Consider the following 24,274-nt stretch of genomic DNA (forward strand, 5'->3'; position numbering starts at 1 on the left):
ATAGCGATATCTATCTATAAATTCCAAACCATTTGTATGGTTATGTTGTCTTATGTGTAAACTTAAATCAGACAACACATTGAACAGATTTACCCGAATTGCTTTAAAAACATTATTGTGGATTATTGGCGGAATCATTGGACTCTTCATTCTAATTATTTTTTTGCTGCGTCTTCCCACGATACAGAATTATATTGCCGGAAAAGTAACCCATTATGTCGAAGGCAAGATTGGCACCCCCGTTAGAATTGGCTATATCAATATTGATTTTCCAAAAAAGCTGGTTTTGGAAAACATCTATCTCGAAGATCAGAGTAAGGACACTTTAGTTGCTGGAAAGAGCATTGCGGTGGATATCAATATGCTAAAATTATTGAAAAATACAGTAGAAATCCAAAGTTTGGAAGTTGAGGGTGTTACGGCCAAAATACAACGTACTTTACCCGATAGCGCCTTTAATTTCGATTATATCGTTAAGGCTTTTGCGTCTGAAAAAGAAAGTCAACCTACTGCTGATACTACGTCTGCCCTGCTGTTTAACCTCGATAAAATTAAATTTTCAAAAATACATGTTGTCTATACCGACGAAGTAATCGGTAGCGGCGCCGACGTGTATTTAGGCAGTTTAAACACCAATATAAAGAAGTTTGACCTCACGAACAACATGGCCTTTGAGCTTCCCAAAATTAATATAGACGGACTAAATGCGACCATTAAGCAATGGAAACCCGCCGTGGATGGCTCGGGTCCTTCTGTTGAAGACTTTGGGATCACCGATAAAACCGCGCAGACGACGTCCCTCCTCCCCGATGTTGGCATTCAAGTGGCAGACCTCAAAAATGTTCTGGTCCGATATGAAGATCAGGCCAGCGCACTTAAGTCCGAATTTAAAATAAAAAGCTTTTATGCCGACCTCAATAAAATTGATCTGAACAAAGAGTTTGTGGATATTCAAAAGCTTGATCTAGACGGGTCGGACAACAATGTCTTGCTGGGAAAAATTCAAAAAACGCTTTCCCAAGAGGGAAAAGCTAACCCGAAGAAAGCCGATGCAGCGCAAATAGATTCAAGTGCGACTGGAAAAATGAATTGGGTGGTATCGGCCAAAGACATCCGCGTCAATAACACCACTATTCGTTTTAGAGATGACAACCAGCCCCGCATGAAGGGTTTCGATTATTTTAACATCCACATGCCAGGTCTTAAAACGCAGCTGACTGATTTATATTATAGCGCAGATTCCATCAGCGGATCATTGAAAGAGCTTGTAGCTTCAGACCATTCTGGCTTCGTTATCAAACAGCTGAAAGCCGATTTCAACTATACCAATACCGGTGCCGAAATCAAAAACCTATATGTAGAAACTCCGCGGACACTGATCCGAAACTATGTCAAATTCAGTTACCCTTCCCTAGATCTGATTGCCAAAAAACCAGAACTGATTACCGTGAACGCCAACATCAGCAAGAGTCATATCGATATGCGAGATATCCGATTTCTTGCACCCTTCCTCGATACCATGCAAGTGATGAAGCCGTTGCTCGATAAGAAATTTTATATTGATACCCGTATTGTCGGCCGTGTAAATGACCTTCATATCCCTACAATCGATTTTCAAACGTTATCAAATACGCGGCTGATCGCCAGTCTTCATCTAAAAGGACTTCCCGATATGAATAAGTTGTCGGTAGACCTGAATCTGAAAAAACTGACCACAGGCCGTTCGGATATCGAAAAACTAGTTGCTAAGTCCATGTTGCCGAGTGGCATTCAACTCCCCAACACCATTGGCCTTAGTGGTACTTTCAAAGGCGGAATGACTGCCTTTAATACGAAACTTGCACTGGTTACTGAAAAAGGGACAGCCAAACTCGATGGAAAGGTCAATATGGCCAAACAAGATACCAGTTACGATGCAGCAGTCAGCGTCCGTGACCTCAATATCGGTCAGATTATGCAGATGGACAGTACATTGGGCATTCTTTCGTTTGAAGGAAAGATTAAGGGAAAGGGAACTGACCCCAAGAAACTTATGGCAAACTTTGATGGTAAAGTGAACAGGCTCGACGCTATGGGCTACCGCTATCACGATATCGGCATGACGCTTTCGGCAGATAAAGGCGCTATCAAAGCATCCGTTTTAAGTCCCGACCCAAATATCAAACTGAAACTGAACGCTACGGCCAATACGAGGGCTAAGTATCCTAAGGTGGCCTTTGAACTAGCCGTAGATAGCATCAATCTGCAAAAGCTAAACTTAATGCCGGATGCTCTCACCTACCGGGGTAAGCTAACTGGTAATTTTGCCACTGCTGATCCAAACTTCCTCAACGGTGAAGCACATATTACCAACTCGCTGATCCGATACAACAACGATCGTTATGCGCTGGACTCTGTATCCTTACTGGCCAAGGCCGATACGAGCCGCAACCAGCTGATCTTGAAATCTGATTTTTTAAATGCCCACCTGGTTGGTCAATACAAAATTCTGGAACTGCAAAGTGCCGTTCAGGATCTTCTGCAGGTATATTATAAACCTGAAAAACCCGTTTCGATTCCACCATATTCGCCGCAGCGCATCGAATTTTCGGCACAGCTGACACGAAATAGACTGATTCAGGATTTTCTTCCAGAACTCACTGAAATGAAAGCCATCAGTTTGGACGGTCTATTTAACAGCGCGTCCAAAAACCTCTCAGCCAAGTTAGATGCACCGCGCATCGTTTACGGCGGTACAGAAATAAACAATGTAACCTTGGATATCAATAGTCTCGATAGCGCACTTTACTATTCGGCGCTTATCAACAAGGTTAAAGTCAGCAGTATTGAGCTTACCAATACGGTTTTCAGCGGAAAGGTCGCGCAAAACATGATTAACATGGGGCTATGGATCAAAGATAAACAAAATAAAGAGCAATATCACGTTGGGGCAGACATGCAGGCGCGAAATGGACTATTCGAATTCAGCCTGCTGCAGGACGGCTTAATGCTCAATTACGATAAGTGGGATGTGGCCCCCAACAACACGCTTAAATTTGGTAGTGCCGGGATATTGGCCAACAATTTTGTACTGCGTAACAAGGGCCAGGAACTCCGCATTGCTTCCCAGGATAGCCTATTCAATTCACCTTTAAATGTAGCGTTCAACAATTTTCGCATTGAGACGCTGACCAAAATGGTGATGAGCGACAGTCTCGATGTGGGCGGTGGTATCAACGGACAAACCACACTATCCCGACTCGAAAGTAGTCCTGTGTTTGTTGCCGATCTTGTGGTAGATAAGTTTTACTTCGGAAAAGATACCGTCGGAAATATCAATATAAAAGTCAACAATGCACGTGAAAACACCTACAATGCCAATGTGAGCATTACCGAAAACGGAAATAACCTCGTCCTTAGCGGAGACTTTATCAATCCACCACAGGGTGATGCCACGCTTGACTTTACGCTGGATGTCGCACCGCTAACCATGAAGACCGTGCAGGCCTTTAGTATGGGTAACTTGAAAGATGCCAAGGGCAACCTCGAAGGTCAGCTAAAAATAACGGGGTCGCCGTCAAAACCACAGATTAGGGGCGACCTTAATTTTAGGGAGGCCGAATTCAATGTTGCCATGCTCAATTCACTTTTTAAAGCAAAAGATGAACAGATCCGCTTCGACCAAAACGGCATATCCTTTCCAAATTTTGAGCTTGAAGATAGCAAAGGGAATATGGCTCAAATTAGTGGTTCGATCCGTACGCAGACCTACACCGATTTCGACTTTGACCTCAACATCGAGATGGACAACTTTGAAGTACTGAATTCCACGCAAGCGGACAACGATATGTTTTATGGAAAAATGTATCTTGGCACCAATCTGCAAATCGGCGGAAATCTGGACAAACCAATTGTGGATGGAACTATCAAGGTACTCGATAGCACCGACTTTACGCTGGTCATGCCCAACAATGAACCTGGGATGGCCGACCGGAAAGGGGTGGTTGAATTTGTCGACAAACGGGATACCGCCACTGCAAATGCACTTGCCAGACTAGATTCGATGACCGTAACGAAACTCACTGGAATAGATGTCGACCTGAATTTACAGACCGATAAAGATGCCAAGTTTAAGATTTTACTCGATGCAGGTTCGCAGGACGCTCTCAACATTCAGGGGGAAGCCGAACTTAATGCCGGCGTGGATGCCAGCGGTAAAATTACGATGTCAGGGACATTTACCGTGGAGAAAGGAAGTTATTCATTTAGCTTTGGACCGGTCAGTAAAGATTTTACCTTTCAAAAAGGAAGCACAATAACCTGGAATGGCGATCCTTTGGACGCACAGTTGAACATAACAGCCGTATACACTTTGAAGGCGCCAACGTTAGAATTGGTTGCACCACAGCTCGGTACCCAAAACGCCAACTTATATAAACAAAAGATTCCATTTGACGTGCTGTTGAAGATCTCGGATCAGTTGTTTCAGCCACAGCTTAATTTCGACATCGACCTGAATGCTAATAATGCCATTGTATCGCAGGATGTCATCAGTAAGGTGGACAACGCATTAACAACATTGCGCGACAACCCGTCCGATCTTAATAAACAGGTGTTTTCATTAATTGTACTCGGCCGGTTTATGTCTGCCAATCCATTTGAAAGCCTTTCCGGCGGCGGTGGTACAGAAGCACTGGTACGGAATAGCGTCAGTTCGTTTTTGAGTGCTCAGCTCAACCGACTGGCTTCAGACCTGATTACTGGAGTGGAGCTTGATTTCAACCTCACATCGGAAGACGATTACAGCACGGGTGCGGCTCAGACGCGTACCGACCTGAACATTGGCGTCTCCAAGATGTTACTCAACGACCGCCTGAAAGTCAGCATCGGATCTAATTTTGAGGTAGAAGGAAATTCCCGTCCCGGAGAGGCTTCCAATAACATCGCGGGTGATATTCAACTGGATTATCAACTCTCCCAAGATGGACGCTACTTTGCGCGCTTCTACCGTAAAAATCAATATCAAGTTACCCTACAGGGGCAATTTGTTGAAACCGGAATCGGTTTCATTATCAACATGGACTACAACAGATTCAAGGAGATCTTTATGCGCTCCAAAAAATTGAAGGAATTCTACGACACCGGCAGCAAGAAGTTTAGGAAACGCTTTGATGTGGATCGTATGGAGCAGGATTCGGCGTATCGCGACAGCGTTAGAACAGTTATTCGCGACAGTCTAATGCTGCATAGCCCAGAATACCGCAAACGGATTGAAGAGCAGAAAAAAGAACAGCAACGCCGCCAGGAGGTGGACAGTACAACACATAGGACGCAAAAAAATAATGCGCCGAAACATTTAGATACGATTAAAACTACAGCGATTAAAAATGAAGATGAGGAAAGGGCTTACCATGCAAATTAAATTACAATGGCTTATAGCCTTACTGACAATAGGGGGACTAATTGCTGCTTGTTCTTCTACTAAAAACCTGCCTGAAGGCGAGAGTCTATATGTGAAAGGGAATGTCAAGATAGCATCGGATACCATTTCAAAGAAAAACAAGGAAAAGCTGGCGACTTATTTGGCAGAGTCGCTTCGACCTAAGCCCAATAAAAGGGTGTTGGGAATGCCCTATAAACTCTATTTTAATAACATGGCCGGTGACACTGCCCAAAGCAATTTTATCAAACGTTTTCTCAAAAAAATCGGCGAAGAGCCGGTACTGCTAAGCGATGTCAATCGAGAATACAATGAAAATCTTCTCCGCAATCGACTGGAGAATATTGGATTTTTTAATGCAGAAGTCACCTCAGATACCATTGTCGAAAATAAAAAAGCTACGGTAGACTATACCGCCACCCCAAACTTGATTTACCGCATAAAATCCGTCACTTTCGACGTTGACAGCACCACCCAACTCGGCCGCGATATTCGGGAGAATTCAAGCGAGAGCCTCTTGCGGGTTAATAACAATTATAGTCTTGACGTGGTGCTCAATGAAAGGGACCGCATCGACAATGTATTAAAAAACAAAGGCTACTATTACTTTAGTCCAGACTACATCCTCGTGCAGGTAGATAGTACAATCGGCGACCACAAAGTTAACCTCTATGTGACGGTCAAAAAAGAAACGCCTGAACAGGCTCGGGTGCCTTCCAAGATCAATAAGATTTACATCTACCCCAACTATAACGAGACTGGTACGGGATACCAACGTTCGGCCAGAAATGCTGAATTATTTGACAGCAGTTATTACTTTATCGATCCAAATCATACCTTTCGCAAACCCGTTATTGCAAATCACATCTTTTTCAAAGAAGGCGACCTCTATAACAGGGATAGCCACAACAGGACCATCAGCCACCTCGTGAACCTGAATAGCTGGAAATTTGTTAAAAACAATTTTGTCGATAGCAAAGAAGTACCAAATGCGCTTGATGTGTACTATTACCTTACACCGCTGCCCAAGAAGTCCATACGGGTAGAGCTACTTGGCAAAATGGCCAGCGTGTACAACGGGACCGAAGTCAATGTGAACTGGACCTTGCGCAACGCTTTCAAAGGTGCCGAAAAGCTTAATATCAATGTATTCGGCGGTTACGAATTACAGACGGGTGGCAATGCTGATCTCAACTCCAGCTATTTCCGCTACGGTACTGAGGCTACCTTGACTTTCCCACGCATACTAACGCCATTTGGTACCATAAATCCGTCGCGCCAATTTATTCCGAATACCTATATCAAAGCACGTTACGAATTTTTAAATCGGAGAAAGGCCTATACCCTTAATTCCATTGCTTTGGACTATGGGTATACCTGGCAGGAGAACGAAGAGAAACAGCATGATCTTGCATTGATGGAAATTACCTATGTGCAACCGCGGGGTATTTCAGAAAGCTACAAAAATCAGATGGATACCATTCCCGCGCTACGCCATGTGATCGACCCCCAATTTACGATTGGTCCCAACTACAATTTCACCTTTCAGAATACCATGAAAAAACATCTGCAAAACACTTTTTATTTTAAGGGAAATCTGGATTTTTCGGGCAATATTCTGGGATTGATCAAAGGCGCGGATTTTAATAAGGGCAAAACTTTTAAGCTCTTCGACGCGTACTTTTCGCAATATATTAAAGCAAGCGTTGACGGCAGGCATTATTTCAAGCTTAGCGAAAATTCACAGCTTGCGTCGCGGGTAAGTATCGGAATGAGTTACTCGTACGGCAATTCGCGTTCCCTCCCCTATTTGAAACAATATTATGTAGGCGGACCAAATAGTATCCGTGCCTTTGGTGCGCGTGCGATCGGACCCGGTACCGTGGCACCAGAACGTCTTGGTAATGGTCTTTTTTACGCCGATCAGACGGGTGATATCAAACTGGAGCTCAATACCGAATACCGCGCAAAAATTACTGGTCCAATCCATTGGGCGGCCTTTATTGATGCGGGGAATGTATGGCTTCAACGTGAAGATGAAACCAAACCGGGAGGGAAATTTAGTAAAGATTTTCTCCAGGAGCTCGCTGTGGGCGGCGGATTAGGTTTACGTTTCGACTTTACCTTCCTCATCCTGCGTACCGACTTTTCCATTCCACTCCGCGTACCTTATTTACCTAAGGGTGAGCGCTGGGTGTTAAAGGATATCGATTTTGGAAGTTCAAGATGGCGTAAAGACAATCTTATGTTTAACCTTGCGATCGGTTACCCATTCTAAGGGATGGTGTTAAGCAGCTGAGCATTATAAAGCGTAATTTCTATGCTTAACCCAGCTAATCAGCGGTTGGAAGGAAAAGAATGTGGACGATCTTTCGCCCTTGATGCTGCTGAAGCTTATTGTAGAACTTACCACTATTATCTATTCTAACAGTTTTGCTGTTCTTATAAACGTAAGTCTTTTAAGTAGTTATCTTTTTTACAGAAAGCGGCCATAAAAAAGGCGGATAACATTGCTGTTATCCGCCTTTACCATAAAAACACTATGCTACAAGCCGTTTAACCAGCTATTCACCTCATCTTGTGTTTTTCCTGTTTTCTTTTGAAGTTTACCTACCAATTCGTCCTCTTTACCTTCTGCGTATAGTAAATCATCATCTGTAAGATCTGCATATTGCTGTTTTACCTTACCTTTAATTTCGTTCCAACGACCTTTCCATGTTAATTCACTCATAATATTTTCCTTTCGTTTTTTATAGATATAACAGCCTATAGCTTTAATCGTTTTAAAAAAAATGTTATCAAATGTTAAAAATATTCCTGTTCTTTTACGGTGTTATTGCTCCGTTGTATCAATTGTTGTTTCCTCTGCATCCAGCGGTGCCGGTGGGATCTCATCGACATCGCGCTCGATCTCCTGAGTCTCTACATGTACCGCAAATTCAGAAGGTTCAATTGGGATAGCCATCTCAGTTGCATACTCCCGCGTAAATATCGCACCGAAGTAAAGTATGGCCGCCGTATAATATACCCAAAGCAGAATAAGCACAAATGAACCAGCCGCACCGTAGGTATCCTGCGTTGCTGACCGTTCCAAATAGATTCCGATCAGGTAGCGACCGATGACAAATAAAATGGCCGTAAACAAGGCGCCTGCACGCACCGTCTTCCATTGGATCTTCACATCCGGCAAGGTTTTAAAAATAACGCTAAAGAGTACTACAATGACAATAAAGGAAATGGCAAAATTGATTACATTCATCAGCACAACAGTAATATCTGGGAAATAGCGTTGCAACTGCCCCGTTAAGGCCAAGATTATTCCATTGACAATCAATGTGACGACTAATAAAAAGCCCAACCCGATCACAAGCGACGATGACAGCAATCGATCCTGAATCATTTTTAACCATCCTTTCTTAGGTTTTGGCCGCACGTGCCATATTTTATTAATCGAATTTTGCATATCGCCAAAAACGGTCGTTGCACCGATAATTAGCGTCACAATACTGATGACCAGTGCCATGTTGGACTTGCCCGATAATTGAAGGTTTTGGATGACCTCTTCGATCTGTTTAGCAGCATTGTTTCCTACCAATCCATTCAGTTCGTCAAAAACTTTCCCCTGAATTGCTTCGGCTCCATAGAATATTCCGGCCAATGAAATCATCAAAACCAAAATTGGTCCGATGGAAAAAACGGTGTAGTACGATAGGGACGCACTATATTTCATCGAGTCTTCATTTGTAAATCCGGATACGGTATTTTTTAATATCGTCCAATACGTTTGTAGCTTGCTTTTCTTTTCCTTGTTTAAATCCATTGTATTTAGTGTTTTTAAGAAATAAACTCTTTAACCAGGCAGAACGTTTGTTTTTATGAGAAAATTTTGCATGGCCTATGCTCTTATACACCATGAGCATAGGAAACAGTCAATTATCATTCGAATTAAAACCGCTCAAAATCAAGGGTTACCGGTATTTTATTATCATCAAAGAAATAAAGACAAACTAATGATTAATCTTCCGTGTTCATGTTAATAGATAGCACTGGAAGGAAGATAGTATAAAAAGGGAATTAATATAATAAGTGAGATAGCACATAAAGAAAGACAATATAGCATGTATAGAAAAAACAATATAAAGGAAAACAAAAAGCATAAAGAAAAAAATGAAAAGTAATCAGAACGACCCCAATATTTTAAATGACCTTATTAAGATCAACAATGACCGCATCGAAGGTTACGAACTTGCTATTGACTTAGCCAATGAGCAGGGCGATGGTGCCCATGAGGCCGTGTTCAAAGAACGCATCGCGCAGTCTGAAAAGTTTATCACTGAACTCACTCCACTGGTTGAGCTTGCCGGTCAATATGCTACGGATCGCACCAAATTGAGTGGCGAACTTTTTCGGTTATGGATGGTGATCAAATCAAAATTGTCGCGCGGCGATTTACAGGATTTATTGCAGCAATGCGAGCGTGGCGAGACTGCTTTTAGCGAGGTTTACAGCAAAGCGCTCGAGGAAGCGGATAAGTTATCTGTTGGTGCTAAAAATCTGATTCAGATTCAACTCAGCCAGCAACGGGAAGCGCATGAAAATATTAAAATTATGCGCGATCTCTAAATCTGAGATGATTTAAAAGACATTAAAAAGAAAGACTGGCGCATGTATACGCCAGTCTTTCTTTTTGATGCACTATGCTTTTCATGTACCATGCGTTAGACAATGACATGTACCATGCGTTACACAACAAATTAATTCCCTATGAATGACAACATCCAGGCATAGGTTCGACTACCCTGTTCGCTCGCGTATGGCTTACCAATTATCTGTTCTAAATGGGGAAGCCAACAAATCTTCTTTGTTTACGAGGTTCGCATCGGCTGGATTATCGGCCCATGCATAACGTACCGCCACAGGATGGGATACATCCGGATGGCTTACAACCACTGTATGACCACTGATAATCGCTCTAGCCCATCTAAATTTGCCGTCCTGTCCAGCAATAGCAAAATGCTTGAGCACCTTGCCATCTCGGATCGCTAAACCACTTCCGACGTTGGTAAAAAAGAGTTCGATTTTGTTACCTTTGATTTCCATGCGCTGATAAGTTGGTCCTGTGCTGATCAATTTTTCACCATACACCAACTTTCGGGCAGCTAGCAGTAGCCGTGCAGCAAGATCCTTTTTATTTAAAGGGTGGATATCATTCCATTCACCAATATCGTAGTTGACTGTCAGCGCCGTATAGCGCACCTCTTGGGCTACTTTAAACTGTGCCTCCCGTATGCGCGCCCACCCCGATTCAGACGGACGTTCTTGTTGAGGCATGTAGTTGGGCAACTGTACGAGCAAAAAGGGCAGCTGGGGCCGATTTAATGTGAGTCGCCAGTCTTTGATCAGCAGCTTAAGGTAGCGTTCGTAATTCTGCGGCGCATCTGAATTGGCTTCGCCCTGATACCAGATGACACCAGTTACTTTTACATCTTTCAATGGGTAGATCATTCCATGATAGAGCGTCGACCCGACCTCATTTTTATTTTTAAGTCGCGCGCGATAACTTTTGGATAACGCCAGATCCATACCGACCCGGTATTTCCATTGCCCTGCCAAATTGATCTCTTTATCATTTACGACCAGTTTATAGGACTTGCCTGCTACAAAGCCGCCGTTTCCACTAGTTGACCGAAGGCGTATCGTAACCAGATTTGAACCTTCACGTAAAATGCCCGCTGGCACAGCATACTTACGGGGTGGATACATATAGCCTGTGGCTCCCACAAAACGTCCGTTCACAAATACCGAATCGCTGTCGATCATGGTACCTAGATAAAGCATTCCGTATCGACCTGATAGGTCGGCGGGCAATTCAAACGACTTTCTGAAATAAAGTACCCCCTTGCTTTCCACTTGCTGCTCGCGCCACAAGCCCGGTACCGTAAAAGTGGGCCAATTGCTATCATCCCATTCGGGTTTTATCCAATCGTCGATCCCTTGGTCACGTTCGGCCAAGCGCATACTGTCCAGTGCTGGACGGTCGAGCAGCAGCTTCGGAAATTCCTTTAATTGCTCTTGGCTAATCCAGCTTTCGATGGTAGATCCGCCAAGGCTGGAGACAAGCATACCGACGGGTACGCCGTTATGTGCATAGCTCTGCTGCGCATAGAAATAAGCCAGTGCGGTCCAATTCATGACTTCCGAAGCTACTGCGGAGCACCATCGCCCACCATCGGCAATTTCGCTTTGGTTTTCTAGCGCGTGCTGTGTTGGCACCTTAAAATAACGGATCATATGGTTGTTGGACACGTTAATCTCCGGAAACCGTTCTACCAGCCGCGCGACTGGTGTCTCCATATTGGATTGTCCCGAGCAGAGCCATACGTCGCCAATCAAGATATCCCGGACTGTAATTTCATTCACCTGTAACATATAAGGCCCCCCCGCCTTTTGTGCGGGTAGCCTAACAGCCCAGTTGCCTGTAGCATCTGTCTCCGTAAGATAGTTTTTATCCCGGAAACGTACTGTTATTTTTTCACCGGGGTTTGCCCATCCCCAAATTTTCAGTTCCGTATCACGCCGCAATACCATGCGATCCGCAATCAGTGCGGGTAGCCGTATCGCTGCGGAAGAAACTCCGGCACAGAAGAGTAATGCTAACGATAGCAAAACCACACAAAATCTTCCTCTTTTTATTTTCATGCGATGGAATAGTATAGCAATAGAGCCATTGCGCCTTCCATCCTACACGGATGGCAGGCGCAGCAGGCCCATTAATTATAACCGGGATTCTGATAAGCTGCTTTTTCAGCTGCCGACATATCCATAGCATCCAGCTGTCCCTGCGGAATAGGTCGCAGATAATGAAAAGGTTGTATGGTTCGGGTAAAGGTAACCGCTGTGTGGTCGCCAACATTAGAACCTGCAATGCGGTAGGTTTTGGCTATATCAGACCAGGTTTGGGTACGTACCAAATCATACCAGCGATAGCCCTCGCCATAGTACTCACGGGAACGCTCCGCCAGGATGTAGCTGAGTGTGATCTGCGCCGGTGTCGCTGCGATCATGTCGTCACGATGGTTGGCTTCCTTGGCCATGTTTCCATTGTTATCCCAACGCCATACCCCCGCTCGCCCGCGGATGACATTGACCAGATCGCGAGCACTTTTGCCTGCTTTGGTCGTAGCTCCTTTTACCGCTGCTTCGGCAGCGATAAAATACAACTCCGAGAATTTGGCAATATTAAACGGCCGGGTGCTGCCCGCGTTAGGCTGGCCGAGACCATTGCCGTTGTCCGTACGGTAAGGTCCTAACTTCCACAGCCCCGGATAAACGCGACGGCTGATGCCCTCTGGAGAGATCACATAATCGGCCCGACCCGGCAATACCCCAGCGCCGATACTACTCTTATAGGTTTTATTGTCGTAGTTGATGGGTGTCTGCGGTTCTTCATTCAAGAAAGTCAAGATTGCTTCCTTTGGTTTGACCGGCATATTGTTGGCATTGAACAATGAAGGATTGCTGATATTGGCTTTATCCCAGTTGCCGCGGTATACGGTTGTGAAGGTGCCGTCGTAACGCGAGTCGTTGGTTTTATCGGCAAAGGTTTCGGTGACCACATTGATGGTCGGTGCCATCCGTGTCCAAGGACGTCCCAGTGCTTGTGCTGCCTCCCGTTGTACCGAATTGACAAGGTCGGCTGTAGCCCATTCGGTAGTTTTCGAACTCGTCAGCGAAGGGTAATTCCAGGTCATCATCCAGCCCGCAAAGTTATCCGGTGCACCACCGCTTCCATAGCTGAGACTTCCACCATTGTACAGTTCACTGCTCTCGGTATGATCGGCAAAGAGCAAGATTTCGTTGTTTCGGTCATTTGTTCCGACATTGACATCATAGAACGTGGGCTGCAAAGCAAAAGGTCCCGGATTTTCTATTGCGCCAACCGCTATGTCGTAAGCCTGCTGGAAATACCATGCACTGGTTTTACCAGCAGGATCCGTGCGAGCGGTTTCGGGATAAGTGGGTATGTTTTTAGGATTTTCCAGCCACCAGGCATAGGTCAGATAGGCCTTTGCGAGATACAAGCGGGCAACAGTTTTTGTGGCAGCACCTTTTAAGCGCGGTGATTCCGGCAAATCTTCTATTGCCTGCAGCAGATCGGGAAAGATGGCACGTGTATACACCTCAGCCACGGTATTGCGGGTTGATTTTCGCTCTACAGACGTACTATATTTTAGTTCGCCCCCACCCAGGTCGAGCGGCACGCCGCCAAAGGTTTGCACAAGCAGGAAATAGTCAAATGCGCGAAAAAAATGCGCTTCGGCAATGATCGCCGGCGATGTACCTACTGCCGGTGCATTTTCGATGATGCCCGAAGCCATGTTGATGTTCGGCAGGGCGGCCTGCCACGCCACATCCGCCCGGCTATTTACAGCCGTCATGGTACTGAGACCTGAAAAGTCCATTACCTGAAAATTTTCGTCGGCGCTTTGGGCATACGTCACTTCATCTGTTCCTGTCAGGCAGGCATTGTAATAATACGCCTGTCCATATATGTTGCGCAGGTGGGCATAAAGTCCCACAATACTGTTATTAATACCATTTGCTGTCTTAAAATCACCAGGTGTAAAGATTCCCCTGGGCTGTTCATCCAAAAATTTGGAGCAGCTGTTCATGCCGAGCATGAGTGAACCGACGCATAGTCCTATAATAAGTTTTGAATTGAAAGTTTTCATGCCTGAATGTTTTAAAATGAAAGATTTAATCCCAAAATATAACTTCTCATCGCTGGCGTATTGGTACCCACCACAAGGATTCTTCTCAGACCACCCACGGCCACATTTTCGTCCCCATAAGAATTGGGTTCTGGATCGCCCCCCGACTCCTTATTGTAGGGCGAGAAGAGGACAAATGGATTTTCCACCGTCGCATATACCCGCAGTCGGCCGATTCCCATGCGTTCTACCCATTTCTGTTTAAAATTGTAACCCATGCTGATTGTGCGCACCTTTAAATAAGAGGCATCAAAATAGCCAAGGGTACTGCCATATTTGGGATTGTCACCACTCTGTATGCCTCCTGGTTTAGGGTATTTGGCATCCGTACGGTCTTCGCGCCAGTATTCGACACTCACATTGTTGCCTGAGCGGGTATTTAGCTGGTTTAGATAACCGGTGCTACCATAGAGCGAACTGATAAGTTTACCGCCGTTCTGAAAAGTTCCCACCACATTCAGGTCGACATTTTTATAAGCCAAACGCGTGTTGAATCCTCCCAGAAAATTGGGTTGAATATGAATGATCTGACGGTCTGCTGCACCGATGGCACGTGTTGGCGCACCCTTATCATCGTACTCACCGGTGTATTCCACTTTGATCATTCCCACATTGCCCCCTGGCTCAAGAATATCCCTATATGGATCGTCCTGTTGCCATAGTCCAATCTTTTTGTAGTCGAAGATGACGTCTATTGGATGGCCCACAAACCACTGGTTGCCTTCATCGCGCTGACTTCCAGAGGTCAGTTCAACAAGTTTATTGCGATTGGCATACAAATTGACCCCCACATCCCATTTCCAGCCACTTTCGTTGTCGATCACCGCCCCATTGAGGGAGAGCTCAAAGCCTTTGTTCTGTGTTTTTCCGATATTGGCCATATAACTCCCACCACCGTTGGTCGGTGGCAGCCCTACACGTAACAAAATATTGTCTGTATTTTGAACATAGTACTCGAAGGTACCGCTCAGCCTGTTCTTGAAAAGTCCGAAATCCAAACCATAGTTATAGGTTTTTGAAAACTCCCATCCCAAGATCGGGTTAGGCAATTCAGACATGTAATAACCCGTCAGGAATTGCGTATCAAAATTATACGGTCTTGTGCTCAGGAGCCCAAGCGTTTTATACGGATCGACAGCCTGGTTAGAGGTCTCGCCATAGCCTAGTCGAAGCTTAAGCTGGTTTACCCAAGATACTGATGACATAAACTTCTCGTTGTGAACGTTCCAACCTGCTGAAATCGCCGGATAGGTATGCCATTTGTGCCCCGGCGCCAGGCGGGAAGAACCGTCGCGGCGCATGGTCATCGTTAGCATATAGCGGTTGTCGAAAGTATACATGGCGCGGCCCATTAAAGACATCAGGCTACTTTTAGCATAGCCCTGCTGATTGGGATCTACGATGATCTCCCCCTGAGCACGGCCAAGGTTATAAAACTGGAACGCATCGATTGGAATATCGCGTGCCGATATTAGCGTACTGTTGCTTGTATTCTGTTCGGCAGAATACAATGCTACAAGGTTTAGATTATGTTTTTGCGCAAAGGTGCGGTCGTAGGTCAAGAGATTTTCCATGACCCACTGTACCGTTCTGCCGTTTGCCACCGAAGCAGTGGACACATTGTCGGGGGTACCGCTAAAGACTCCCTGTCCTGTGTAACTTCCGTCATTGTTCTGGCGGAAATTGAGTCCAAGATTGGTGCGGTAAGTCAGTCCTTCTACGCCAGGGATCTGGATTTCGCCGTACATATTATTATACGAACCGAACACGCGCTGCTGGTTGATGTAACTATCCCCCAGTGCTTCGTAGGACTGGCGGGTATGTACCCATTGTTGTCCAGAAATCTGCTGTTGGATTCGCGACTTCAAGCTGCCGTCCGCATTAAAAGGATTAGCAATCGGTGTCGCGCTGAGCACACCAAAAAGCCCCAGGTTATTGCCATTGGTGATGCTATAGCTCTGGTTGAGGTTAAACCCAAATTTGAATATTTTGCCTACCTGCTGATCCAGCGCTGCACGTAAATTGTATCGGGTATAGTTCTGCAAGGGTACCACGCCTTCGTCGCGAAAGTAACCCGCTCCGAAATTGTAATTGCCCTTCTCTGCTCCGCCGTTGACACTGATATCGTGGCTATTGACCATTCCATTTTTGTAAAAGAGATCTTGCCAATCGGTATTGGTATCGTCCGACTCATCGAGTGTATTCTGAAATTGTCCGACATAGCGGCGCATTTCGGCAAATTCCGGACCTGACATCATCGGATATTTGGAAAACACCGTGCGCAGGCCAGTGAAACCGTTGTAGGCCAATTGTGCGGCCTGTCCCATACGACCTTTATTGGTCGTTACCAGGATAACACCATTTGCACCACGCGAACCGTAGATGGCTGTTGCCGAAGCATCTTTCAGCACATCGACACTTTTAATGTCTGCTGGATTAATGTCTGAGATGGAGCCTGCAAATGGAATTCCATCGAGTACAATAAGTGGGTTGTTATCGGCAGTCAGCGAGCGTGTGCCCCGAATGCGAATCTGCATCGGCGATCCCGGTTTTGACGAGTTCTGCTGCATATTAACTCCGGCAATACGTCCTTGTAGGGCACGGCTAATGTTGGCTGCAGGCACTTCATTCATCGTGGCGCCACTTACCGAAGCCACCGATCCAGTGACGGCCTCTTTACGCTGGGTACCATAACCGATGACCACCACTTCCTCCATGGCAATATCGTCAGCCTGCAGGGTCACCTGCACCATTCCGCTGCCAGGTACTTTGACTTCGGTCGTTTTGTAACCTACATTGGTAAAAACCAATGCGGCACCACTGCCCGCCTCGATGGCGAATGCACCACTTTTGTCGGTGATGGTACTTTTGGTGCCGCCCTTAACGGATACGGTCACCCCTTCAATGGGCTGTCTCTTCGGATCCGAGACCAGGCCCTTTACCAGCTTATCTTGTGCTAAAGCCACCTGCAGGGCTGCCAGCAAAAAGAGCAAGGGCAGAATACACTGTAATCCTCTTTTTAGTTGCACAAAAATAGTAAATCTCGTCATTCTCATAATTTAGGGATTTAAGAAAATTTTGTTTTCACTTCTGTTTATAATCGTTATTTCAATACATTTTTGTAGGTCACCGCAGCTACCTGATTTTATTGGCTGTGGTACTGTACAGACCAATCAGCGCACCTGTAAAACCGCCAGCAACGTCTGTCGACAGGATGTCGCCCGATACCGCATTGCCGATATGCTTAAACTGGCCGGGTGCTAGGGCATAGGAAAATTGATAGGCATCGCCAACCGCCTTGACCTTTAATTGCACAGCCCCTTTCAGATTGATCTTCTCCTTCGCGAGGATTTTGGTGCTACCGTTCTCATTTCTAGCCAGCACGATATAGTTTTCCTGGCCTTGTTTTGTCAGTCCTAGCACATAATGGTATTTTTCGCTCTGCAGACAGGTGATGCCTGCGAGATCCGAGGGCGCAGACGGCACATAGTTTAGCGATACTGTGCTCTCAAAGTTCTTATGTTGTTGTCTGTAAAAGAGGGCGGATAATGGCTTTTGTTCACTGATATCAACGGCATATGGCTTTAGGATGGTACCTTTATCGGACTGCTGTACAAATTGTTCGCGGGCTCCACGTAGAGCAACCCAACGGTGGTCGAGCTTCGCTGCAGTCATCGGGTCGGCGAACGTAAAATTCCCGTTGGGAAAATAACCTGGAGCATTTCCTTTGTTTTCCACACCGGCAGGCATTGGAACACTAGGTTTAAGGGGCTCCATGCCGCCTTGAAAGATAGGCCATTCACCGGACCAATCTACCGGGAGGATAAATGTTTCACGTCCCGTGTTGACCCGGTTGACTTCATTGGGTCTGACGCCAAGAAAAATACCATACCACGATCCATCCGGACCTTCAACCAAGTCAGCGTGTCCAGCCCATTCCACCGGATTGAGCCTAGTTTTATCGAGATGTCGCTGTGAGAGTATCGGATTTTTGGGTGCCGGAGTGTAAGGCCCTGCTATCTGTTCGCTCGAAAAGATCACTTCGCTGTGATCGCTACCCGTCCCTCCTTCTGCACACATCAGGTAATATTTTCCTGCTTTTTTGTAAATATGTGGGCCTTCGATCCAGATGGGATTGTCCGCGGGATGCACGCCGCCATCCACCAATATACGCTCACTCCCTTTAATGATCTGATCCTTCTGTGTGTCGTATTCCCAGAGTTTGATGACACGATGCCCCTCATAGCGGAGCTTACCTTTATCAGGCGCATCGTTGTGCACCACATAGGCCTTGCCGTCATCATCAAAGAATAGTGCCGGATCAATGCCATCAAAATCCAGCTTGATTGGATCGGACCAGTCTCCAGCTTTGGGGTCTTTGGTTTTCACGACCATATTTCCGATGCCCGAAGCGATTTGGGTCGTAATCATGTAGAAGGTGTCGTTATGCCGATTGTACACGATATCAGGGGCATATATTCCCTCGCTAATTCCTGATGTACCCACTTTTAGCTGCGATTCACGGTCGAGGACATGCCCCAGCTGTTTCCAGTTGACCAGATCAACCGAGTGAAAGATCGGAACACCTGGGAACATCGAAAAGGATGAATTGACCAGGTAGTAATCATTGCCTTTACGCGTAATACTCGGATCGGGATAACAACCCTGAAGAATAGGCGAATAAAACTGCCCCGGCTTTAACGGGTTTTCCTTATAAATTGCGTCTCCACCTTTGTAAACAAAATCCGAAAATACAGGACCAGAAAGACGATCTTTCTGCGGTTCTCTTTTATACTCTTTTGTACTGAATGCCATTAATGTCGCCAATATAACGACGGACATGCCCAGCATGATTTTCCTTTTCCGCTTTAACATGATTGGTTTATTTATAATTTGGTTTATCTGAATACAAACATACTTTTAAGTGTATTTACAACAATTAAAATATGTAACAAAAGCATTTCAATTTGTTACGTTCTTCCGCTCGCCAACGGCCAATACTGTTTTTTTGGCGGTTTTTACTTCGATGAATAACGCTAATAATTTTATCCAAAGGAGCTAATTATGGTGTTTAAGATTTAGTTTAATTTTTTTCAATTCGTCCAGCCTATGCACCGGTTGCTCCAGGGTAGGTGGAATGGGCATTTTGGAGTAAGTCTGAAAATACAACAGGCAGGCATCGCGCCACCATACGGCATCCTTTGCCTGAATTTTTAATTTTGCCTGCACGTCCTCAAAGCGTTCCGCATCCACCTTTTGTTCAAGACCATCCCATATACGCTGAACATACCGTACCTGATCCACACCTGCCTGATAGGCATAGCACAGGTTGTCCCATAAGGAGCGACCATTTTTCATGCTGTAGCTCCAGGGTACATGGTGAAACCAGAGCAAATATTTATCAGGGCAGCTGCCCAGCTCTGCAAACTGCTCCTTGAGGGGGCTATGGTACTGTGTAACGGCATTGCTGCCCGAAGCAGTCCGGTCAAATCCGATCCCGAGCGAATCTGCATTATGGTAATACCAAGGCATCCAATCGGGTCTTCCACCGGGAATATCGCCCCAGGGTTCGGGACCATAGTGGTGTTCGAAAGCGAATATATGGTGCAGACCCAGCGGCATCATGTAGTTGACTGCCGCCTCACGCGATTCCAGCATCACCTTCAACAGCGGAGCAACGAGGGTCGAATCTGGCGAAAAGGTTGAAGCGAGCCACTCCCGCGCCACGCTGTCGCTGGATAAGCCGCTGTTCCAAGCTAACCTTCCGAAGGCGTACCAGTTGGCTTGGGCAAAGTGGTGACCACACCAATTGCTGTCCTCGCCGATGTTGGCAACACCTGCAATCGCCGATAGCTGTGGATTCGGCCCTTTTTGCGTTAGCCCGGCCACCGTACTCGCTTCCTTTCGTGTATAGGTTTCGGCATCGAGCGTCTCCTTAAACAGCGGAGCGAGGTATACCAGATGATTAGAAAACCCGAGGTACTCCTGAGTGATCTGAAATTCGACCATCTGGCTCGTGTTTGGCATCGCTCCAAACAATGGATTAAACGGTTCACGCGGCTGGAAATCGATTGGCCCATTTTTGATTTGTAGGATCACATTGTCGTCAAACTTGCCGTCTAGCGGCACAAACTCCTGATAAGCCTGTTTGGCGCGATCTTCGGCCGAGGGATTATACACAAAAGCACGCCACAGGACCAACCCCTGGTGGGGTCTCAGCGCAGCGGCCAGCATATTAGCGCCGTCGGCATGCGTCCGTCCATAATCTTGTGGTCCAGGTTGCCCCTCTGAATTGGCCTTCACTAAAAAGCCACCAAAATCAGGTATGATCTTATAAATTGCATCTGCCTTGTCCTTCCACCAACGTGCCACATTGGGATCTAGCGGATCCGAATCCTGAAGATTGCCCAGAATCGCCGGTGACGAAAAATTAATGGATAGAAACACGCGGATACCGTAAGGACGGAAGCTATCCGCTAACACCTTTACCTTCTCTATATAGTCTTCGCGCAGGATCAGTGGTGACGCATTTACGTTATTGAGCACAACCGCATTGATACCAATGGACGCATTTGCACGGGCATATTCAACGTAGCGAGGCGACTTTATTGCAGGTAATTCGTCCCACTTCCAAAGCGAGTAGCCAGCATAGCCCCGCTCAACTGTACCGTCCAGATTGTCCCAATGGTTGAGCATGCGTAAACGGTAACTCGGCGTTTCAACGATATCTAGCTGCGTAAGCTCATTCCCGATCTGCTGTAACCGCAGCAAGTGATAAGCTCCGTAAAGCAGGCCGGTACTGTTGCCTGCACGAATAATCGTCTTACCCGCTTCCGACCGGATACGATATCCGTCAGGCTGGTATTTTGGCCATTTTTTATCCAGCACCAGCGTTACATCACCTTTGCGCCAGTACTGCTGTAACTCGTGGACCGCAGTATTGGCCACAGGATCACGGAGTGAGCAGTGAATTTTGCGCAGTGCAGCTTCCTTATCTTCGACCTTGCTGTAGCGCAACCAAAGTCGGCTACCGTCTTCTGCCTGACCTGCCATATAGCACAACACGGCTAACAATAGGCAGACACCATATCGGATCACATGTCCCATCAGCTTCCCTCCACCGCTAGCATACCGACTGTATCAGGGTATGCAATTTCAATTATTCGTACGTTACGTCCACCTTTTGATCCGCACAGATTAAGGCTGAAGTTAGGAAGTAAGTAATGTGTGTTGTTTTCCATGATTACAATTATTTTTTTATTCATATTTATTTACTGTACGTGTCTATCGACTGTGCTGTTGCGCTCTGCCGCGGACCGAGATAAGAGGGTTTCAGCCCCCCAAAATCGATGAGTATGCGCTGCAACACGATTCCCTGATCCAAGAATCGGATTCGAAGGGTATGTTGTCCTGGCAGCAAGCTGTGTACTGACACACTTTCGATAATACGGCGTGCCTGCCATTGTCCCAGTTCGCCCTTATAATGTCCATTAAAATTGACCAGCTTTTCGGGACCGCCGTCAATGGATATCGCATAGCGCAGCCCACGGTTTCCATTGAAGTTGAGCGTGGGCGACAACAGTACTATGATCTTTGCTTCTCGCTTCTCTTTCACGCGGATCTTGTATTCTAGGGCGGTGTTATTTCCGAGGCTAGCTGTAACGGGTTGTGTTGTCATGGCCGACACGGTCTTTCCCAAGTCTGGAATCTCAACCCATTGTACCCCCGGTGCGCTGCTTGCTGCAGCATAGCTAGCGGCCTCCATGGCGATATAGCCGCCGGTCTCCAGAAATACCTTTGGCGAACCCTGAACGGCAGTATCCGGCAGGTAGTGAACCACAGGCATGATAGCCTTAGGCGGTTCATTCCAGCTGCTGTAGCCGATGCGCACCTGATCCATCATGTGAATCCATTTCCCTTTGGCAATGGAATGGTTGTAATGGTGGGTAAAAAGTGAATCGCGCAGAAAGCAAGCCTTTACCTTATCGGCCCAGTCATTTGCCCTGCGATCGTTCCTTCCGTAATAGTAGTCGTTCATCGCTTTAGCATGGTACATTTCATACAAGTTCGCGCAGGCGTTGATTGGAAAAGCCACCAGCTGATCGAAGGCATCCTTTAGGGAATCTGGCAGCAAATAATGGAGTCGCGAGGCCTCCATGGCCAACCTGTTGTAATCGTTGACAACACTGTCAAATTCTTTATAATGCGTGAGACTAAAGGTACGCTCGTTCAGCAGTTCGGGGGTAACCCGATGGTTATATTTGGTATAGCGGTTGATCATGCTGGCCGCTTCTGTGGCATACGCTTCGCCAAACTGCTGCCGACACCATTCGCGGGTGTAATCCATCAGGTTGCTGGCGTTAAACCGGTCTGGATCCCAGGCCATATCGAGAAAAAATGAAATGGGGAATTCCATGGGCTTGAGGTCGCCGACATTAGCGATCCATATTCTATCTACGCCATGTCTATAGGTGAGGTTCATCTGCTCCCATATCCGCTGTATCTGGGACACATTGATCCATTTCGCATTGCGTGGGGCACCCACATAGTCAAAATGGTAATACATGCCATAACCGCCCTTTCGTGGCGAGGCATTCGGTTCCGGCAGCTTGCGTACATTGCCCCAATTGTCATCACAAAGCAGTAGTGTTACATCGTCCGGCACCCGCATGCCTTTATCATAATAATCCTGTACTTCTTTGTATAAAGCCCATAGCTGTGGTGTCTCGGCTGCCGTCCGTCCTGTGGCTTCCGCAATCAAGCGTCGCTGATCGCGGACGATCTGCTCCAGCAGACTGACATTTTGCTTTTCGCTCATGGGTTCATCCCCATCACCGCGCATGGCAATGGTCAGGATAGACTCCCAGTCTCGTGCACGTTCTATACCGCTACGCCAAAACTTCTGCAACCCGGCTTTATTTTTAGCATAATCCCAGGCTCCGCCATTGCCGTAGCGTTTCCATTCCGCCTGCGCCCTAGCCATCGGCTCATGGTGCGAGGTCCCCATGATAATACCCATTTCATCCGCCAGTGGTCCATTTTTTGGATCATCATCATAAAAAGCACTTCCCCACATTGCAGGCCAGAGGTAATTGGCTTTCAGGCGTAATAGCAGTTCGAATACCTTTTCATAAAAATCTGCATTAAATCCACCGAACGTCGCCTTGGACCAACCACTTAATGCTGGTGCTTCATCATTCAGAAAAATACCTCGATAGCTGACCTTTGGTTCCCCCTGTGTGTAGAGACCTGGCTTGGCGTACAATGCGGTTGCTTTGCGGATTGGCACATCTGCCCAGTAATACCAGGGCGAAACACCAATCTGTGCAGACAGCTCATAAATGCCGTAGATCGTACCCCGTTTGTCGCTGCCGGCGATAACCAGCGCTGAATCAATTCCCCACAACGGCTCATTGACCACCGTCATCACAAACTTTTCCCGCTTTCCGGCAAGCGTACTGCTGTCCAAAAGACCTTTATGTACGAGACTGTCAATCAGGCTCGAGTTGCCATAGGTACCGATAATGATCTTAGAGCGCCCGTTGTTTTGCTGGTCGGGACCATGACCCGTAACCTGTATAAAATCCTTTTTTAGATTTTCGTAAGCCCGCAATACGCCCTTGTGATCTTGCGGGTCGACAAGCATAGACAAAGGCACCCCATTATTGACTAAGGCCAGGAAACCGGGACCTGCTTCGTGAACTATAAAATTGCGGGCCGCCGTATCTCTGTAACTCGGCAACACAGCATGGGCATTGCTGCCACAGCAGTAGATCAGCACAACGACCAAAAATGCTCGCCAAAAGCGATGGTGAGTAAACATGATGATTTCCATTATAATTGGTTTTTTCCCTTCCTGAATTCAGCACTTGCAGCACCTCCATTACCCATGCTATACTCGCACCGTGAGGAATGTTGCATGATGATCATTTTCAGCAACCTAAAAGTAGTACTCTTGATAAAACGGCGCATTTGTACCTGTTACATTCCCTTTGGTCATTGTTGCAACGCCTTGCATTGACGTTTCATATTTATTTCAATTTGTTACATCTTCATGTAAAACAGGGTTTATTAACCCATAAGC

11 protein-coding genes are annotated in these 24,274 nt (G+C 46.3%); 3 read left to right on the forward strand and 8 right to left on the reverse strand.

What is annotated here, in order from left to right:
• Positions 1–79 precede the first annotated feature (79 nt).
• Together VXM68_RS20890 and VXM68_RS20895 are read left to right on the forward strand one after the other, a co-directional pair.
• The gene (locus VXM68_RS20890; protein ID WP_367209900.1) at positions 80–5,401 is read left to right on the forward strand and encodes a translocation/assembly module TamB domain-containing protein; all 5,322 of its coding nucleotides are present in this window, start codon (positions 80–82) and stop codon (positions 5,399–5,401) included.
• A complete protein-coding gene (locus tag VXM68_RS20895) occupies positions 5,367–7,697 on the forward strand; it encodes a BamA/TamA family outer membrane protein (RefSeq protein WP_312362116.1) in 2,331 nt (776 codons plus the stop codon). The genes VXM68_RS20890 and VXM68_RS20895 overlap by 35 nt, the downstream gene beginning before the upstream one ends.
• Positions 7,698–7,964: 267 nt before the next feature.
• On the opposite strand, the gene VXM68_RS20900 is transcribed toward VXM68_RS20895, so the two are convergent.
• Positions 7,965–8,150 carry a CsbD family protein gene (locus VXM68_RS20900; RefSeq protein WP_046675215.1) on the reverse strand — a complete coding sequence of 62 codons (186 nt, stop codon included), beginning with the start codon at positions 8,148–8,150 and terminating at the stop codon, positions 7,965–7,967.
• Between the two features lie 102 nt (positions 8,151–8,252).
• Positions 8,253–9,239, reverse strand: a complete 987-nt coding sequence (locus VXM68_RS20905) for a YihY/virulence factor BrkB family protein (protein ID WP_367209901.1) — start codon at positions 9,237–9,239, stop codon at positions 8,253–8,255.
• A 347-nt stretch (positions 9,240–9,586) separates the two neighbouring features.
• Between VXM68_RS20905 and VXM68_RS20910 the strand changes: the two genes are divergently transcribed.
• Entirely contained in the window at positions 9,587–10,042 is a 456-nt protein-coding gene (locus tag VXM68_RS20910) for a PA2169 family four-helix-bundle protein (RefSeq protein WP_293954319.1), read from the forward strand.
• Positions 10,043–10,237: 195 nt separating this feature from the next.
• Here VXM68_RS20910 and VXM68_RS20915 read toward each other — a convergent pair whose 3' ends face one another.
• The 6 genes from VXM68_RS20915 to VXM68_RS20940 form a co-directional block, all read right to left on the reverse strand.
• Positions 10,238–12,118 (reverse strand): sialate O-acetylesterase, encoded by a 1,881-nt coding sequence (locus VXM68_RS20915; RefSeq protein WP_367209902.1) that lies wholly within the window; start codon positions 12,116–12,118, stop codon positions 10,238–10,240.
• A 71-nt stretch (positions 12,119–12,189) separates the two neighbouring features.
• Positions 12,190–14,091: a RagB/SusD family nutrient uptake outer membrane protein gene (locus VXM68_RS20920; RefSeq protein WP_367209903.1), complete on the reverse strand. Its 1,902-nt coding sequence runs from the start codon at positions 14,089–14,091 to the stop codon at positions 12,190–12,192.
• 71 nt (positions 14,092–14,162) lie between these two features.
• Positions 14,163–17,246 (reverse strand): TonB-dependent receptor, encoded by a 3,084-nt coding sequence (locus tag VXM68_RS20925; RefSeq protein WP_294182989.1) that lies wholly within the window; start codon positions 17,244–17,246, stop codon positions 14,163–14,165.
• A 79-nt stretch (positions 17,247–17,325) separates the two neighbouring features.
• On the reverse strand, positions 17,326–19,065 hold the full coding sequence (locus VXM68_RS20930; RefSeq protein ID WP_367209904.1) for a glycoside hydrolase family 43 protein: 1,740 nt from the start codon (positions 19,063–19,065) through the stop codon (positions 17,326–17,328).
• Between the two features lie 183 nt (positions 19,066–19,248).
• A complete protein-coding gene (locus VXM68_RS20935) occupies positions 19,249–21,243 on the reverse strand; it encodes an alpha-glucuronidase (protein ID WP_367209905.1) in 1,995 nt (664 codons plus the stop codon).
• Positions 21,244–21,457: 214 nt separating this feature from the next.
• Positions 21,458–24,025 carry a glycosyl hydrolase 115 family protein gene (locus VXM68_RS20940; protein WP_367209906.1) on the reverse strand — a complete coding sequence of 856 codons (2,568 nt, stop codon included), beginning with the start codon at positions 24,023–24,025 and terminating at the stop codon, positions 21,458–21,460.
• Between the last annotated feature and the right edge of the window lie 249 nt (positions 24,026–24,274).

The sequence above is a fragment of the Sphingobacterium sp. R2 genome, from assembly GCF_040760075.1.
Classification (GTDB): Bacteria; Bacteroidota; Bacteroidia; order Sphingobacteriales; family Sphingobacteriaceae; genus Sphingobacterium.

Excerpts from the sequence above, each read along its gene's own strand:
- VXM68_RS20895 (WP_312362116.1), top strand. The coding sequence starts at position 5,367 with ATGAAGATGAGGAAAGGGCTTACCATGCAAATTAAATTACAATGGCTT.
- VXM68_RS20900 (WP_046675215.1), bottom strand. The coding sequence starts at position 8,150 with ATGAGTGAATTAACATGGAAAGGTCGTTGGAACGAAATTAAAGGTAAG.
- VXM68_RS20905 (WP_367209901.1), bottom strand. The coding sequence starts at position 9,239 with ATGGATTTAAACAAGGAAAAGAAAAGCAAGCTACAAACGTATTGGACG.
- VXM68_RS20910 (WP_293954319.1), top strand. The coding sequence starts at position 9,587 with ATGAAAAGTAATCAGAACGACCCCAATATTTTAAATGACCTTATTAAG.
- VXM68_RS20915 (WP_367209902.1), bottom strand. The coding sequence starts at position 12,118 with ATGAAAATAAAAAGAGGAAGATTTTGTGTGGTTTTGCTATCGTTAGCA.
- VXM68_RS20920 (WP_367209903.1), bottom strand. The coding sequence starts at position 14,091 with ATGAACAGCTGCTCCAAATTTTTGGATGAACAGCCCAGGGGAATCTTT.
- VXM68_RS20925 (WP_294182989.1), bottom strand. The coding sequence starts at position 17,246 with ATGAGAATGACGAGATTTACTATTTTTGTGCAACTAAAAAGAGGATTA.
- VXM68_RS20930 (WP_367209904.1), bottom strand. The coding sequence starts at position 19,065 with ATGTTAAAGCGGAAAAGGAAAATCATGCTGGGCATGTCCGTCGTTATA.
- VXM68_RS20935 (WP_367209905.1), bottom strand. The coding sequence starts at position 21,243 with ATGGCAGGTCAGGCAGAAGACGGTAGCCGACTTTGGTTGCGCTACAGC.
- VXM68_RS20940 (WP_367209906.1), bottom strand. The coding sequence starts at position 24,025 with ATGGAAATCATCATGTTTACTCACCATCGCTTTTGGCGAGCATTTTTG.